Genomic DNA, 13,533 nt, shown 5'->3' with positions numbered 1-13,533 from the left:
CCTGCTCGATCCGGGGTTTGTCAAGCCTCGGGGGTCAGGTAGGCGGCGAAGACCCAGCCGGTCAGGGTGTTGGTGCGGATTTGAACCCAGGTGCCGCTGGTGGGGGATTCCGCCACCTGGCCGGTGAGGGTGACGGTGGTGCCCAGGCCGGCGGTACCCAGGATCTCATGGCCGGTGTGAGGGCCGGCTCGGATATTGAGGGCAGCGGCCACATCGAAGACCGTCCACTGCGAGTCGGGTGGGTAGCGGGAATCTATTTCCAGGTTCGGCTCGGGCAGGGGTTCTTCGGTGGGGGTGGGGGAGGCCTCGGCAGTGGAGGTGGGGGCGGCTTCCTCGGACTCGATGGTCACCCAGTCGAACCCCCAGGCGCTAACGATTCCTGCCAGTGACAAGCCGGCAAACGCCAACCCGGCCGCAGCCACGCAGGAAATGATTGCTCGAACTCCCACTTCCCTATCATGGCGCAACTTCTGGGGTGAGGCTGGTACTTGGTCCAGGAAATGATTGCTCGAACTCCCACTTCCCTATCATGGCGCAACTCCTGGGGTGAGGCTGGTACTTGGTCCAGGATGTTATTGCTCGAACTCCCACTTCCCTATCATGGCCATGGCAATATCGGGTGCCCAGCGTGCTAGCAAAAGGTGAGTCGCAATCCCGCGCAATCCAGGAGGTACGGCAGTGGATGGTCAGAAGATCTTGATAACCGGGTGTGCGGGGCAGATCGCCCTACCCATGACCCGATATTTCGCCCGGACCAACGAGGTATGGGGACTGGCCCGGTTCAGCCAGCCCGGGTCGCGCCGGCAAGTCGAGGAGGCCGGAGCCATACCCCACGCCGCCGATCTGGCCTCCGGTGAGCTGAACGGGTTGCCCGACGACTTCGACTACGTGATCCACATGGCCGCCTTCATGGCCGGCGGCTCCGATTTCGATTACGCCCTCGCCCAGAATGCCGAGGCCACCGGCCTGCTGATGGCTCACTGCCGCAACGCCAGGGGCTTTTTGCACGCGGCCACCGCGGCGTCCTACAAGAACAACCCCGATCACACCCACCCCTACGCCGAGGGTGATCCGCTGGGCGACAGCGAGCAGCCCTACTCCGAGACCTACGCCGTGTCGAAGCTGGCCGCCGAGGCGGTGGCCCGCACCCTGTGCCGGCTCTACGAGCTGCCCACGGTGATCGGTCGCATCAACGTGGCCTACGGACGCAACGGGGGTCTGCCCGCCATCCTTTTGGCCATGATGATGAACAACATGCCGGTGATGCTCAAGGACTCCGAGCCCAACGTGTTCGCTCCGGTGCACGAGGACGACATGTGCGCTCACGCCGAGGCTTTCCTGGAGGCGGCTACCGTGCCGGCGGTAGTAGTCAATTGGGGAGGCGACCAGAACGTGAGCATGGAGGACATGTGCCGGCGCATGGGAGAGCTGGCCGGAGTGACCCCCGATTTCCAGTACGCCCCGGTGGGTACCCACAGCCGGGCCTTCGACAGCACCAGGCGCCGGGCCATCACCGGGCCGTGCACCGTTTCGTGGGAGGACGGGATCGCCGACATGGTGGCGGCTTATGATGCCGAGCAAGGTGCCAGGATGATCGCCCGGCTCATGGGCGAGGTTTAGCCACCGGTAACCGATCACCACTAGCAACGAGGAGCCGATCGTGCCCAATCACCCCACCCGAGACGACATCAACTTCCTCGACGGTTTCTGGTACCAGCACGAACCCCACGACACCTGGACGTGGCTGCGGGAGAACGCCCCCGTCTACTACGACGCCAACAGCGACATATGGGGCATCTCCCGCTACAACGACATCCTGGAGATAGAGAAGGATCCCAAGACCTTCTCGTCTTGGCGCAGCCCCCGCCCCCACGGCGATCCGCTCCCGATGATGATCTCCATGGACGACCCCATGCACAAGCAGCGCCGCAAGCTGGTGAACCGGGGTTTCACCCCCAAGCGGGTGCGGGACCGGGCCGCCGAGGTCACCGCCATCTGCGACGAGATCCTGGACAAGGTGTGCGAGCGGGGTGAGTGCGACTTCGTGTGGGACATCGCCGCTCCCCTGCCGCTGATCCTGATCGGCGACATGCTGGGCTTTCCCCGGGAGAGTTACGGCGACCTGCTGGAGTGGTCGGACGACATGATCCGGGCCACCACCGAGACCGACCCGGCGGCGGCCGAGAAGGGGATGCTGGCCGGGATCGCCTTTCGGGAGTTCCAGTTGGGGGTGATCGCCGACCGCCGCTCGCGCCCACCCCAACCCGATCTGGTGAGCGTGCTGTGCCACGCCGAGGTGGACGGCGAGAGGCTGGACGACGAGTCCCTGGTGCAGGAGACGCTGCTCATCCTCATCGGGGGTGACGAGACCACCCGCCACGTGATCAGCGGGGGGATGCTGGCGCTGATGGAGCATCCCGACCAGCGGGAGCTGTTCAACCAGCGGGCCGGCGATGATGCCTGGATGGAGCGGGCGGTGGAGGAGATGCTGCGGTGGGTGACCCCCATCAAGAACATGTCCCGCAGCGCCATGCGGGATGTGGAGATGCACGGCGAGATCATCGGCGAGGGTGATCAGATCATCCTGTTCTACCCGTCGGCCAACCGGGATGAGACGGTGTTCGAGGACCCGTTCAGGTTCGACCTGACCCGGGAGCCCAACCACCATCTGGCCTTCGGTTGGGGCACGCACTTCTGCCTCGGGTCGTCGCTGGCCCGGCTGGAACTCAAGATCATGTTCCAGCGCCTGGCCGAGCGGATGCCCGATATCCAACTGGCCAACGATGAACCCCTGCCGTTTCGGGCCTCCAACTTCATCGTCGGTCCCGAGGGTATGCCGGTCACGTTCACCCCGAGCGCCCCGCTGCGAGGTTGATGCCACCCCGTTCCCGCTCCAAGAAAAGGGCAGCCGGGGTGAGGCTTGGAAGCGGGGAGATGCCGGCAGCCGGGGTGAGGCTGGGAAGCGGGGAGATGTCGGCAGCCGGGGTGATGCTGGGAAGCGGGGAGATGCCGGCAGCCGGGGTGAGGCTGGGAAGCTGCCTGGCGCTGGTGTCCATGTTGGTGTTCGTAGCCGGATGCAGCACCGGGACGGAGCCGGGTTCGGGTGGACCTTCCGTTCCTGATGCTGCGCCGGTGTCCGAGCCAGCCCCGCCCGAGCCGGTCGAGGCCGAGCCAGCTCCGCCCGAGCCGGGCGAGGCGGTGCCGGTTTCGGGCGGCAAGAGCGTGTACCTGCGGCGGTGCGTGGGTTGCCACGCTCTTGACGGCAGCGGCATCGTCGGTCCCGACATTCGTCCTGGAAATATTCAGGTCAAGTATTCATCGGCAGCGGAGATGACCGGGCTGATCCGCGACGGCGCTGGTGAGATGCCTGAGTTCGGCTCCAAGCTGACGGACGCCGAGATCACCGCGGTGGCCAACTATGTATGGGCGGGCCTGGGCTGATGCCGGGTTGCTGGTAATGGCTGGCGCTCTTAGTATTCGGCCATGAGCGGGAGGCAAGAAACTCCGACGCTCCCGCTCGATCTAGCCGGGGGGGGGGGGGTATCACCGATGATGGCGACAACATCACCGACTGGTGCCTTTCGCAATTCCGGGATCATTATCCCGAGTTAGACCTAAACAAGGACGACATCTGGCATTACCTGTACGGGGTGATGCACGCGCCCGATTGGCGGGAGCGGTACAAACACGATTTGCAGCGCAGCCTGCCCAGGGTGCCGCTGGCCGCTCACTTCGAGGCGTTCCGGCGGGCCGGTGAGGAGCTGATGGCTCTGCACATCGGCTACGAGACCTGCCCGGAACATCCCGAGGTGGTGTGCGAGGTGGACGGCGTGCCCGACGAGGGGAATCACCCCGATACCGAGGTGTACCGGCTGGGCAAGTTGCGGTGGGGCAAGAACCCGGACAATCCCCGCGAGCACGACCAGTCGGTGCTGGAGGTGAACGACCGGTGCCGGTTGACGGGCATACCTCCCCAAACCCATATCTACGAGGTCTCGGGCCGCTCCCCGCTGGAGTGGATGGTGAACGCGCTAACCGTGAAAACTGACAAGGACTCGGGGGTGGTGGATGATCCCAACGGCTGGCACGCCTGGGCCGATGAGCCGTTCGAGCTGATCCGCCACCTGCGGCGGTTGGCTTATGTGGGAACGAGGTCGGCGGAGATCATCACCACCCTGCCCCCGTCACTGCCCGATGCCGATGGCTGAAACCCCTCATCTACACAGGAGGCGTTGCTGGACGGTGGGGTGGGGGCAGCCGCGACCGATGCCGATGGCTGAAACCCCTCATCTACACAGGAGGCTCTGATGGCTTACTTGGCCGAGGCGTTGGAGGTACTGCGGCAGAGATCCGAAGGTAACCAGGCCCGCAAGGGGCGGAGCTTCGAGATCCTCATGCGCCAAGCCCTGGCCACGCATACCGGTGAGTACGGTACGAGCCGGTTCACCCAGGTGTGGCTGTGGTCGGATTGGCCCGCCCGTGACGGGCCGGATCACGGCATCGACATAGTGGCCGAGCAGGTGGACGGAACCCTCTGTGCCATCCAATGCAAGTTCTACGCTCCCAGCGGGCAGATTCCGGCGAAGGACATCGACAGCTTCCTGGCTGCCTCCGAGGGCAGGTTCGCCTCGAGAATCCTCATCGCCACCGCCGAGTTGCCGGCAAGGGGTCGCAAGCGCGTGGAGTCGGCATCGCCCCGCTGCGAATTGCTGGCGGTGGCCGACATGGACGAGTGGGTGACGGACTGGCGTGAGTACCTCGACAATCCCGATGCCCTCAAGGTAAACGGGTTGACCAAGCACACGCCTCGTGCCGACCAACAAGAGGCGCTGGCCAACATCGCCGCCGGCTTTGAGCACAGCGACCGGGGCAAGGTGATCCTGCCGTGCGGTACCGGCAAGTCGGTGCTGGCGATGTGGGCCGCTGAGAATCTGGTCGGCCGCGGGGGAAGCGTGCTGTATCTGGTGCCGTCCATCTCGCTGATGGGCCAGACCATGCGCGAGTGGGCGCGCCACAAGACCATGCCGCACACCTACCTGGGGGTGTGCTCGGATCACACCAGCGGGCGGCGCGACGACGATTCGGGTTTGTCCATGAGCGAGTTGGCCATGCCGGTGAGCACCGATGCCGGGCAGTTGGCCGAAGCGCTGGAGCAGCCGGCGGGCCATGCGCTGCGGGTGGTGTTCAGCACCTACCAGTCGGCCAAAGTAGTCGCCGATGCTCAGTTGAAATCGGGGGTGCGCTTCGATCTGGCCGTATGTGATGAAGCCCACCGCACCACAGGGTTGGCGGCGGTGGACAGGTTGTCGATTGACGATCCCTCGGGTTTCACCCTCATCCATCAAAAAGACCGGCTCGTGGCCGACCGCCGCCTGTTCATGACCGCCACCCCCCGGGTGTACACCGAGCAGGCCAAGAAGAAAGCGGCCCGCCAGGCCGAGCGGGCCGGTTACGGGTTCGATGTGGACTCCTACTGCATGGACGACGAGAAGCTCTACGGCCCGGTGTTCCACCAGATGAGCTTCGCCGATGCCATCGACCAGCGGTTGCTGAGCGATTACCAGGTGCTGGTGATTGCGGTGTCCGACACGCCCGATCACCGCTATGGGATCGCAAGCGGCAACGGGGTGAACCTGTCCAACGAGCAGGCGGTGAAGTTGCTGGGCTGCTGGGATGCGCTGGCCGACCCCACCACCCGGGGTGTGGGTGAGCATCCCGACCGCAAAGCGGGCATGGCCCACTCCGATCACGCCCGCTCTGCCATTGCCTTCACCAACACGGTGAAGGTTTCCAAGACCCTGGCCGAATGCTGGCCCCAAGTGGTTGAGCGGCACACGCCCGACAGCCGGTTCGGGGGCCACTACTTGAACATAGAGGTGAACCATATCGACGGCTCCACCCCGGCTTTGCGGCGGGGGCAGATGCTGCAAAAGCTGAAGGACGAAGAAGCCGGGGGCCGGCCCGAGAACTCCTGCCGGGTGCTCACCAATGCCCGGGTGCTCACCGAGGGGGTGGATGTTCCGGCGCTGGACTCCATCATCTTCTTCGAGCGCCGCACCTCCAAGATCGACATAACCCAGGCCGTGGGTCGGGTGATGCGTCGTGCTCCGGGCAAGGAGATCGGCCGGGTGGTCATCCCGGTGGTGGTGCCCGAGGGCAAGAACGTGACCGACCAGGAGGTGCTGAACGGGTCGGACTTCAAGGTGGTGTGGGATGTGGTGCGGGCGCTGCGGTCGCACGACGAGCGCATCGACTACTGGATCAACCACCCCAAAACGGTGGCGAAAAAAGACAAGGTGCGGGTCAAGGTTCTCGACTCCAGAACCGACCGCCCCGAGGGCGAAGCCACCGATGAGCAATTGCAGCTCATATTTGCCCAGGTCAAGGAGGCGGTGGCATCCAAGCTGGTGGAAATGTGCGGCGACCGCCGGTCGTGGATCACCTGGGGCGAGAAAGCCGCCGGGGTGTGCCGGCAAGTACACGATCGGGTCGAGGAAGCAGTGAACGAAACCGCAGAGGCCCGCCACGAGTTCGACCGTTTTGTGGAGTGGATGAGAGCCACGCTCAACCCCTCGGTGGGCCAAACCGAAGCGGCGGAGATGGTGGCCCAGCACATCGTCACCATGCCCGTGTTCGACCACATGTTCGCCGAGTCACGTTTCGCCGAGCTGAACCCGGTGTCGCGGGCGATCCAGAAGCTGCTGGAGGTGATCGACCCCGAGGAAACCCGGTTCGAGGTGGAGCTTGAACCACTGAAGCGGGCTTACGATTCGATGAACAAGACCTTCGACGGGGCCATCGACTCGGCGGAGCGGGTGGACATCCTGCGCCAGGTGTACGAGGGCTTCTTCCATCACGCCATGGCCGACACGGTGAAGCGCCTGGGCATCGTGTACACCCCGGTGGAGCTGGTGGATTTCATATTGAGATCGGCCGATGCGGTGTGCAAGCAGGAGTTCGGCAAGGGCTTGGGCGCGGCCGGTGTAAACGTGCTCGACCCGTTCAGCGGTACCGGAACCTTCATCTACCGGCTCTTGACCGGCACCGGCACCGACGGTGAACCGTTCATCAGCGACGATGAACTGACCAGCAAGTATGAGGGCGAGCTTCACGCCAACGAGATCGTGCTTTTGGCCTACTACATTGCTGCGCTCAAGATCGAAGCCGGTTACTCGGAGCGCAGACCGGATGCTGATTATCGGGAGTTTCCGGGCATCGTTTTTGGTGACACGTTCCTTTTGTCCGATGAGGTTAGGCAAGAGCAGTTGGAGACCATGCGAAGCGGCCAGGGCAACTCCGAGCGGGGTCTGAACCAGGCCACCACCCAGATACAGGTGATCGTGGCCAATCCACCCTGGTCAGCCGGCCAGAAATCGGCTGGTGACGACAACCCCAATCAGGACTACGAAGAGATTGCCGAGCGTGTCCAGCAAACCTACGGCAAACGACACCGGGAGGTTACTGGCAGAGGGGCTGGCAAAGCATCCGGTAATCTCTATGTGCAGGCTATCAGATGGGCAAGCGACCGGTTGGATGAACAAGAAGGCGGGATCATCGCCATTGTTCATCCCAACTCATTGTTGAACGCAACATCACTGGCTGGCATGCGGGCCGCCCTGCGCGACGAGTTCACTGACATATACGTTGTCAATCTCCGGGGAAATGCCTACACCAGCGGCGAGGAGTTCCGCCGGGAGGGCGATCAAATATTCGGACCAGGTTCGCGCAACGGGGTCCAGATCACCGTTCTGGTTCGCAACCCGGCCAAGGAGCAATCCGAATCCGCAGTGTTGCACTACGCCGAGGTGCCGGAAGGGCAGTTGCTGGAGGCCAAGTTCGCCTGGCTCGAAGGGATCGGTGATGTTACTAATGGGGACCAGTTCGTTACTGTTCCGATAAATGTTAGCCACGATTGGGTGAATCTATCCGACGGATCTTTTGATGAGTTGCTGGCTATATGTGATACCAATAAGGGCAACAGGGAGGGGCTTATATATGTGACTAGCCAAACTACATCTGGCCTGGGATTTTTTTGACTGGTTAGAGAGAAAAGCCCTGGTCAAAACAGATGTGGTTAGCTTTGTATATAATTTCCGCATTAGACGCTATCCTCCAAATCGGTTGTGTCCACAGCGTCGGGTGGCATGATGAGCACGGCTCGGAGCGTATCCGCTAGTTCTTCCTCTGTGGGATAGTCAGGCTGCATTCGCTTGGACCCCCTCGGCGGTTAGACGGTCATAGGTTAGTAGTTTGTCCTCCATCATGGAGAACGCATCCGCCATTTGCTGAATCGTGTTCTTGGGACGCTCGTTGTGCCTGTGCTGGAACTCAGCGATGTAGCGGTGGAGATGTTCAGGCGATATGTGGTGGTAGGTGCCCTGATAGCCGCGCTTGAGCAACGCCCAAAAGGATTCCAGCCCATTCGTGTGGGCCATCCCATCAACCCAGCGACCTGTCGAATGCGTAACGGCGTGGTGCTTGTACCCGGCCCTGTTCAACGGCAGGTAGCCGGGGGCCTCGTCGGTGAACACCACAGACTCCCTCTCAGTGTGGTCGGTGACCACGGCGGTCAAGGTAGCAGCTTTGGTGTCAGCCACCACACCGGCAGCAACTCGACCCGTTGTCCGCTCCCTCACACCGGCGACGATAGCCTTCCCCGATGGGCCGCCTGCTGCTTTCATCCGTTTGTGCTGGTGCTTGTTGCGCTCCAGCCCGCCCACATAGGTCTCATCGGCCTCCACCGGGCCGACAAACAGGAAATCGTCAACCTTCATCCCCTCACGAATCCGGTGCGCCAAATGCCACGCCGTTTTCTGCGTCACCCCAAGATCACGATGCAACTTCATACTAGACACACCTTTCAACCCGGTGTTGAACAAATACACGGCTAACAACCATGTCTGGCAGGAGAGCTTTGAGTCGGCCATCACCGTGCCGGTCTTCACTGAGAAATGCTTACGGCAGTCCTTACACCGAAAGGGCATCGGCTGGCGGGTTCTTATACGACTGATCCGTTCACTTTGGCATCGTGGACAGGCCACACCGTTCGGCCACCGCGCCGCTTCTATAAAAGCTTCTGCACTTTGATCGTCGGGAAAGAGTCGAAAAAATTGAGGCAAGGAAATGCCTTTCCTGCCCGACCGTCCCGGCCCTTTACCCGAGGATTTATTATTCTCCATATTTACTATTATACCAACACAAGCGACACTTTCTCTGTGGCCCAATTCCCCAGGTCAACAGTAGTTTGGCTAGTCACATATATAAGCCCCAACAGGGAAGTAGCTATGCGCTCTCATGCTCTTGGAATAACAACAAACCTTGACTCTTATGTCTATGCCTTTTCTAGGGATGAACTTATACAGAAGGTTAAAAGGTTGATTGATGCTTTCAATGATGCGTTGGAGGACACCTATGCAGAGCTATCCACCCTAGAAGATGCCACAGAACATAATGACTTAGCGAGCATAAAATGGACTGGCCGGCTGAAGCAGTCCCTGAAGAAGGCCGTGCGCACCGGAGAGTTGCTGGAGTTCGATGAGTCCCGCATCCGGGAGGTGTTGTATCGCCCATTCCTCAAAAAATGGCTGTACGAGGACTACCGTATCCTGTCGGCTGGTAGGGCTGTCTCGGAGATGTTCCCTGCTTCCGATGTCCCCCCCCCCCGAATCATCATCTCTACTCCGTCCGACACGACGATCTTCTGCACACTGGCCAGCAACCGGATCGGCGACCTCAAATCAGCCGGAATCGCCGCCGCTTGCCGGTACATCCCCTGGCGATCTCGATAACCGGCCCGTCGAACATGGCAGTTTTCAGCGTGCTGGCAGCCAGCAACCTGATGGATCTTCACCTGCTGGCGGCGGGCCAGCAGACGCGAGCAGCGTTCCGGCATCCAACCCCGTAACCCCCCCCCCCCCCCCGACCAGCCCGTTCATTCTCTTCAACCTCACAGACCAGATCCCGTTCGGAGCGCTGGCCGGCAACATCATCTACGACCTCTGCGTTACCGGCAGGCAAACCAGGGGGGCACCCAAGTGGAGTGGGCGATCCTGATAACCCCGCCGCCGACCAGCCCGTTCACGATTCTGGCGACCCCGGTACCATCGGACCTGGCGGCGCTCAAGGGGTCGATGCAGAGCCGCCTGATACCTCGCAGGGTGCCATAGTCATAAAGCGCTCCGGCGGTTCCCGAGGCCAGTACTCCACCCCGTTGGCCACTGATTCGGCTTATGACCTCCATCTCCATAATGACGGGGGGGGGGGGGGCATTCCCCGCAGGGCCCGGCGATCCTGATGGCTCAGCAAAACAACCGGAGCGATTGCGCAGTGCTTGCTGTAACCCAACTGGCAGATTTGGGGCTTATATCTGAAAGTGACGCACAGCCCAGCCATCTTGCGCATAACGGGAGGTCGCCTCACCTATCCGGCTCAGCAAGGAGCACCCTGCGACGATTTGCCTGTTTTCCCAGGTCAGACCCGTTTTACGCCACTTTCAGATATAATTCCCAAATTGTATTTGAGTTGAAGTCGAAAATGCGGTAAAGTTGAGGAATGGGATTTCGGAACTTTTCTAAAAAGCAGGCTGAGAGGCGTGAACGGTGGCATCAAGAACAAAGACGTCTACGAGAAGAAAAAATACGTCTACGCGAAGAGAAACGCCGCGCAAAAGAAGAAAGGATTGCGGCGCAAGCTGCTGCTCAACGAAATCAACAAATCCGAGAGTTTGAAGCTGATGTTGAGTCGTTGGAAAACCGGATAATAACTTATAGAAACTACGAGTCGATCTTCTCCGAGATTGAGTACTCTCACTTGGTTATGAAGAAGGGTGAAGAATTGTTGTTTGTCATGGAAGGCGTAGGACTCACTGAAACAAGGCGCGGGCAGACAACCTATCAAGGCGGTTCAGCTGGAGTGTCGATACGCGTAGCTAAGGGTCTGACTGTTCGCACCGGGCAGCACAGAGGTCGAGTTAATCAGGCACCTGAAGAGCAAGCGCTGATAGACAATAACGGAACTTTTGTGGTCACGACTCAACGCGCCGTATATGTCGGTAAAAAGCAGACAAGAGAATTTTTATGGTCGAAAATATTGTCCTATCAGCTGTATGATTGGAAAAAATTGATTTTGCTGCTGTTACCTGTTTCAAGCCGGGTCAAAGTTTCCGGTATTGCCATGGATTGTGACGAAATAGAAGCTGAAATAGCGGCAGAACGAGTGCAACTCGGAATCGCTATTTTTCATGAGAGGTTAGATGAATTCTTGGAAGCGTTGCAACAGTTGCTTCACCAAGCAAACATGGATTTAGCAGAGCTCCGAAATTCCCCTATAATAGTTCCTTCACGCTAACAGCAAGATACCGCTAAAAGGCTGAGGTAAGACCAAATAATAGGGGCTTATATCTGAAAGTGGCGCACAGCCCAGCCATCTTGCGCATAACGGGAGGTCGCCTCACCTATCCGGCTCAGCAAGGAGCACTCTGCGACGATTTGCCTGTTTTCCCAGGTCAGACCCGGTTTACGCCACTTTCAGATATAATTCCCGCAGATTTGAACAGTCTCGGCCCCAACCAGGGCGGAGCCAGGCTTGCCCCTAAAGCTGTATGAATTCGGCTAATTTTGAAGTTATTTCTGATTTTATGGCAAATCAGAGGGGTAAGTGTCACCGGGGTTGATATACTTGTAAACATGGCAGTTGAACCCATCAGCCAACCCGAAACCCTAAATGAAACAACCCAGCATAAACCAACCCAGCATTGCTGTGGTTGCCCTTGCTGTGGCGGTGTTGATTATTCCGGTACGGATTCCGGCGAGTTGGTGCAGTTGATTCTTAGCACTGACCGTACCCGCCGCAAGTTGGAAGGTTTGGTGGCTGAGATGCTGGTTCGGTTGGGCGAGTTGGAAGGTAACGATTCGGTTGAAGAAGTGTGCGAGCAGTTCGGTAGGGGCCGATACGCGGCTCGCCGTCAAGCCAAAGGCACGTGGTTGTTGAAGGGTTTGGCGGCCACGCTGGATGCCACGGCTGAGGGTTTGGTGTCGGTGGATCACGCCCGCTTGATTGGTGAGTCGAACCAGCGGGTGTCTTTCACTTCTGCTCAGGAGGTGGAGATAATCGGTTTGGCGATAACCCAGGATTTGGACGAGTTCAAAAAAACCGTGTTGCACAAAGAAGACCTGCGCCGCAGCGGCGAAGCCCCCACCCGTGGTGAACAGCAGCGTCGCCGCAAAGCTGTGGTGTTCAACGGTGACGACGACATGGTCATCCTTCGCGCCGAACTCGACAGCGTCTCCGGTGAGCGAGTCAAAACTGCTTTGGATGATTTGTGTGATCGCATGTTCCGCGACGATTTCCAAGCGGGCCGCGATCGTACCCATAAGCAACGCTACGCCGACGCGCTGGTGAACCTCATAACCCAAACCCCCGGAAATGAAACCTCTACCAGTGACGACCAAAGCGACCCGGTGCCGCAGGCCACCACGCTTTTGGTCAAGGTTGACTACGACACTCTCAAAGGCCAACTTAAAGATGCCGGCCTGATCGGCGGCACCCCCATCAGCGTTGATGAGCTACGCCACATAGCTTGCGATGCCGGGGTGGTACCAGCAATTTTCAACTCAGACGGGATGCCCCTGTACCTGGGCCGCAAGCAAAGAGCAGCCTCCCAAACCCAAAAACTGGGCTTACACGCCAGAGATCAACGCTGTGTGGGATGCCGGCTGAGGGCCACTGCTTGTGAAGTTCATCACATCTTGTGGTGGGAACAGGGTGGAACCACCAACATCGACAACCTTGTACTGCTCTGCCCGAGCTGTCACACCAAAATACACAAACACGGCCGCCACCGACCCCAAAGGCCGGCACCGACTCAAACCTCCACCCCCTATCCTTGTTTCAAAGCGCTGATTGCTTCAGCGCTTTGATTACAGCCTCGGTGGTGGTGATGGTGGAGACCAGGCTGAGAGTGTGCTCGAACACTGCATCCACATAGTGGCTGGGGGTTCCGGCCACCGCGTCGCGGGGGATCACAACGGTGTAGCCGGCGTTGACTGCGTCGAAGGTCAGGTTGAGGATGGCCACGTTCACCGACACCCCACCAATCACGATGGTGTTTATGCTCTCGTTGCGCAGCAGCGAGTCCAACTCGGTGCCCTCGAATGGTGACAAGCCGTGGTGGCGGGGCAGAACCATGTCGGTACTGGTCACGCCGATCTCGGGTACCACCTCCACCGCCGGGGTACCTGCATGTAGCTGCACCGGCATCTTGGGCATGGCCCGAAACAGGCGGGCGTTGCGGTTGCCGCCCCAGCCGTCAACCCGGTGCTGGGCAGTGCAGTGAACAACCCGCACCCCCGCAGCTCTGGCCGCCGTGGCCAGTGCGGCCAGGTTGGGGATCAACCCCTGCCGGGCGGCCTCGGCCAGCGCAGGCAGGGCCGAAAGCTCACCGATCACGCCGTTCTGGCACTCCTGGAGCACCAGAGCGGTGGTCGCCGGGCTGATTGTCTGGCGCAGTTCCATCATTTTCTCCAAGATCGGACT

At 60.2% G+C, this 13,533-nt stretch carries 12 protein-coding genes and 1 pseudogene; 8 read left to right on the top strand and 5 right to left on the bottom strand.

All coding sequences use genetic code 11. The annotated features are described in order from the left end of the window. Window positions 1-20: 20 nt before the first annotated feature. Window positions 21-449: an SH3 domain-containing protein gene (locus tag ACOGXC_RS11470; RefSeq protein WP_419918322.1), complete on the bottom strand. Its 429-nt coding sequence runs from the start codon at window positions 447-449 to the stop codon at window positions 21-23. Between the two features lie 229 nt (window positions 450-678). On the opposite strand from ACOGXC_RS11470, the gene ACOGXC_RS11465 reads away from it, so the two are divergent. The 5 genes from ACOGXC_RS11465 to ACOGXC_RS11445 all read left to right on the top strand — a co-directional run bounded on the left by ACOGXC_RS11465 (window position 679) and on the right by ACOGXC_RS11445 (window position 8,036). Continuing rightward, a complete protein-coding gene (locus tag ACOGXC_RS11465; protein WP_419918321.1) occupies window positions 679-1,620 on the top strand; it encodes an NAD-dependent epimerase/dehydratase family protein in 942 nt (313 codons plus the stop codon). A 40-nt stretch (window positions 1,621-1,660) separates the two neighbouring features. After that, window positions 1,661-2,875: a cytochrome P450 gene (locus ACOGXC_RS11460; protein ID WP_419918320.1), complete on the top strand. Its 1,215-nt coding sequence runs from the start codon at window positions 1,661-1,663 to the stop codon at window positions 2,873-2,875. Window positions 2,876-2,913: 38 nt separating this feature from the next. Next, a complete protein-coding gene (locus tag ACOGXC_RS11455; RefSeq protein ID WP_419918319.1) occupies window positions 2,914-3,441 on the top strand; it encodes a c-type cytochrome in 528 nt (175 codons plus the stop codon). Between the two features lie 20 nt (window positions 3,442-3,461). After that, on the top strand, window positions 3,462-4,208 hold the full coding sequence (locus ACOGXC_RS11450; protein ID WP_419920071.1) for a type ISP restriction/modification enzyme: 747 nt from the start codon (window positions 3,462-3,464) through the stop codon (window positions 4,206-4,208). A 99-nt stretch (window positions 4,209-4,307) separates the two neighbouring features. Then, window positions 4,308-8,036 carry a DEAD/DEAH box helicase family protein gene (locus ACOGXC_RS11445; protein ID WP_419918318.1) on the top strand — a complete coding sequence of 1,243 codons (3,729 nt, stop codon included), beginning with the start codon at window positions 4,308-4,310 and terminating at the stop codon, window positions 8,034-8,036. Window positions 8,037-8,195: 159 nt separating this feature from the next. On the opposite strand, the gene ACOGXC_RS11440 is transcribed toward ACOGXC_RS11445, so the two are convergent. Beyond that, window positions 8,196-8,945: an IS1595 family transposase gene (locus tag ACOGXC_RS11440; protein WP_419919999.1), complete on the bottom strand. Its 750-nt coding sequence runs from the start codon at window positions 8,943-8,945 to the stop codon at window positions 8,196-8,198. Between the two features lie 18 nt (window positions 8,946-8,963). Then, window positions 8,964-9,179: pseudogene (locus tag ACOGXC_RS11435) on the bottom strand (transposase); the annotation flags it as partial. A 105-nt stretch (window positions 9,180-9,284) separates the two neighbouring features. On the opposite strand from ACOGXC_RS11435, the gene ACOGXC_RS11430 reads away from it, so the two are divergent. Beyond that, on the top strand, window positions 9,285-9,788 hold the full coding sequence (locus ACOGXC_RS11430; RefSeq protein WP_419918317.1) for a type ISP restriction/modification enzyme: 504 nt from the start codon (window positions 9,285-9,287) through the stop codon (window positions 9,786-9,788). A 215-nt stretch (window positions 9,789-10,003) separates the two neighbouring features. Here the strand turns inward: ACOGXC_RS11430 and ACOGXC_RS11425 are convergent, their stop codons facing one another. After that, window positions 10,004-10,240, bottom strand: coding sequence for a hypothetical protein (locus ACOGXC_RS11425; protein WP_419918316.1), 237 nt, complete (start codon window positions 10,238-10,240; stop codon window positions 10,004-10,006). Window positions 10,241-10,551: 311 nt separating this feature from the next. On the opposite strand from ACOGXC_RS11425, the gene ACOGXC_RS11420 reads away from it, so the two are divergent. Together ACOGXC_RS11420 and ACOGXC_RS11415 are read left to right on the top strand one after the other, a co-directional pair. Further along, a complete protein-coding gene (locus ACOGXC_RS11420) occupies window positions 10,552-11,346 on the top strand; it encodes a hypothetical protein (protein WP_419918315.1) in 795 nt (264 codons plus the stop codon). A gap of 467 nt (window positions 11,347-11,813) precedes the next feature. Next, entirely contained in the window at window positions 11,814-12,917 is a 1,104-nt protein-coding gene (locus ACOGXC_RS11415; RefSeq protein WP_419918314.1) for a DUF222 domain-containing protein, read from the top strand. Here the strand turns inward: ACOGXC_RS11415 and ACOGXC_RS11410 are convergent. After that, complete coding sequence (locus tag ACOGXC_RS11410) at window positions 12,889-13,515, bottom strand: cysteine hydrolase (RefSeq protein WP_419920070.1); 627 nt, start codon at window positions 13,513-13,515, stop codon at window positions 12,889-12,891. The genes ACOGXC_RS11415 and ACOGXC_RS11410 overlap by 29 nt on opposite strands. Window positions 13,516-13,533: the final 18 nt, after the last annotated feature.

It is taken from the genome of Candidatus Poriferisocius sp., from assembly GCF_965202595.1.
GTDB lineage: Bacteria > Actinomycetota > Acidimicrobiia > Acidimicrobiales > Bin134 > Poriferisocius.
This window is presented reverse-complemented; position numbering and strand designations above follow the sequence as displayed.

Coding starts and splice junctions, on each gene's coding strand:
- ACOGXC_RS11445 (WP_419918318.1), top strand. CDS start 4,308: ATGGCTTACTTGGCCGAGGCGTTGGAGGTACTGCGGCAGAGATCCGAA.
- ACOGXC_RS11430 (WP_419918317.1), top strand. CDS start 9,285: ATGCGCTCTCATGCTCTTGGAATAACAACAAACCTTGACTCTTATGTC.
- ACOGXC_RS11425 (WP_419918316.1), bottom strand. CDS start 10,240: ATGGAGGTCATAAGCCGAATCAGTGGCCAACGGGGTGGAGTACTGGCC.
- ACOGXC_RS11420 (WP_419918315.1), top strand. CDS start 10,552: ATGGGATTTCGGAACTTTTCTAAAAAGCAGGCTGAGAGGCGTGAACGG.
- ACOGXC_RS11410 (WP_419920070.1), bottom strand. CDS start 13,515: ATGATGGAACTGCGCCAGACAATCAGCCCGGCGACCACCGCTCTGGTG.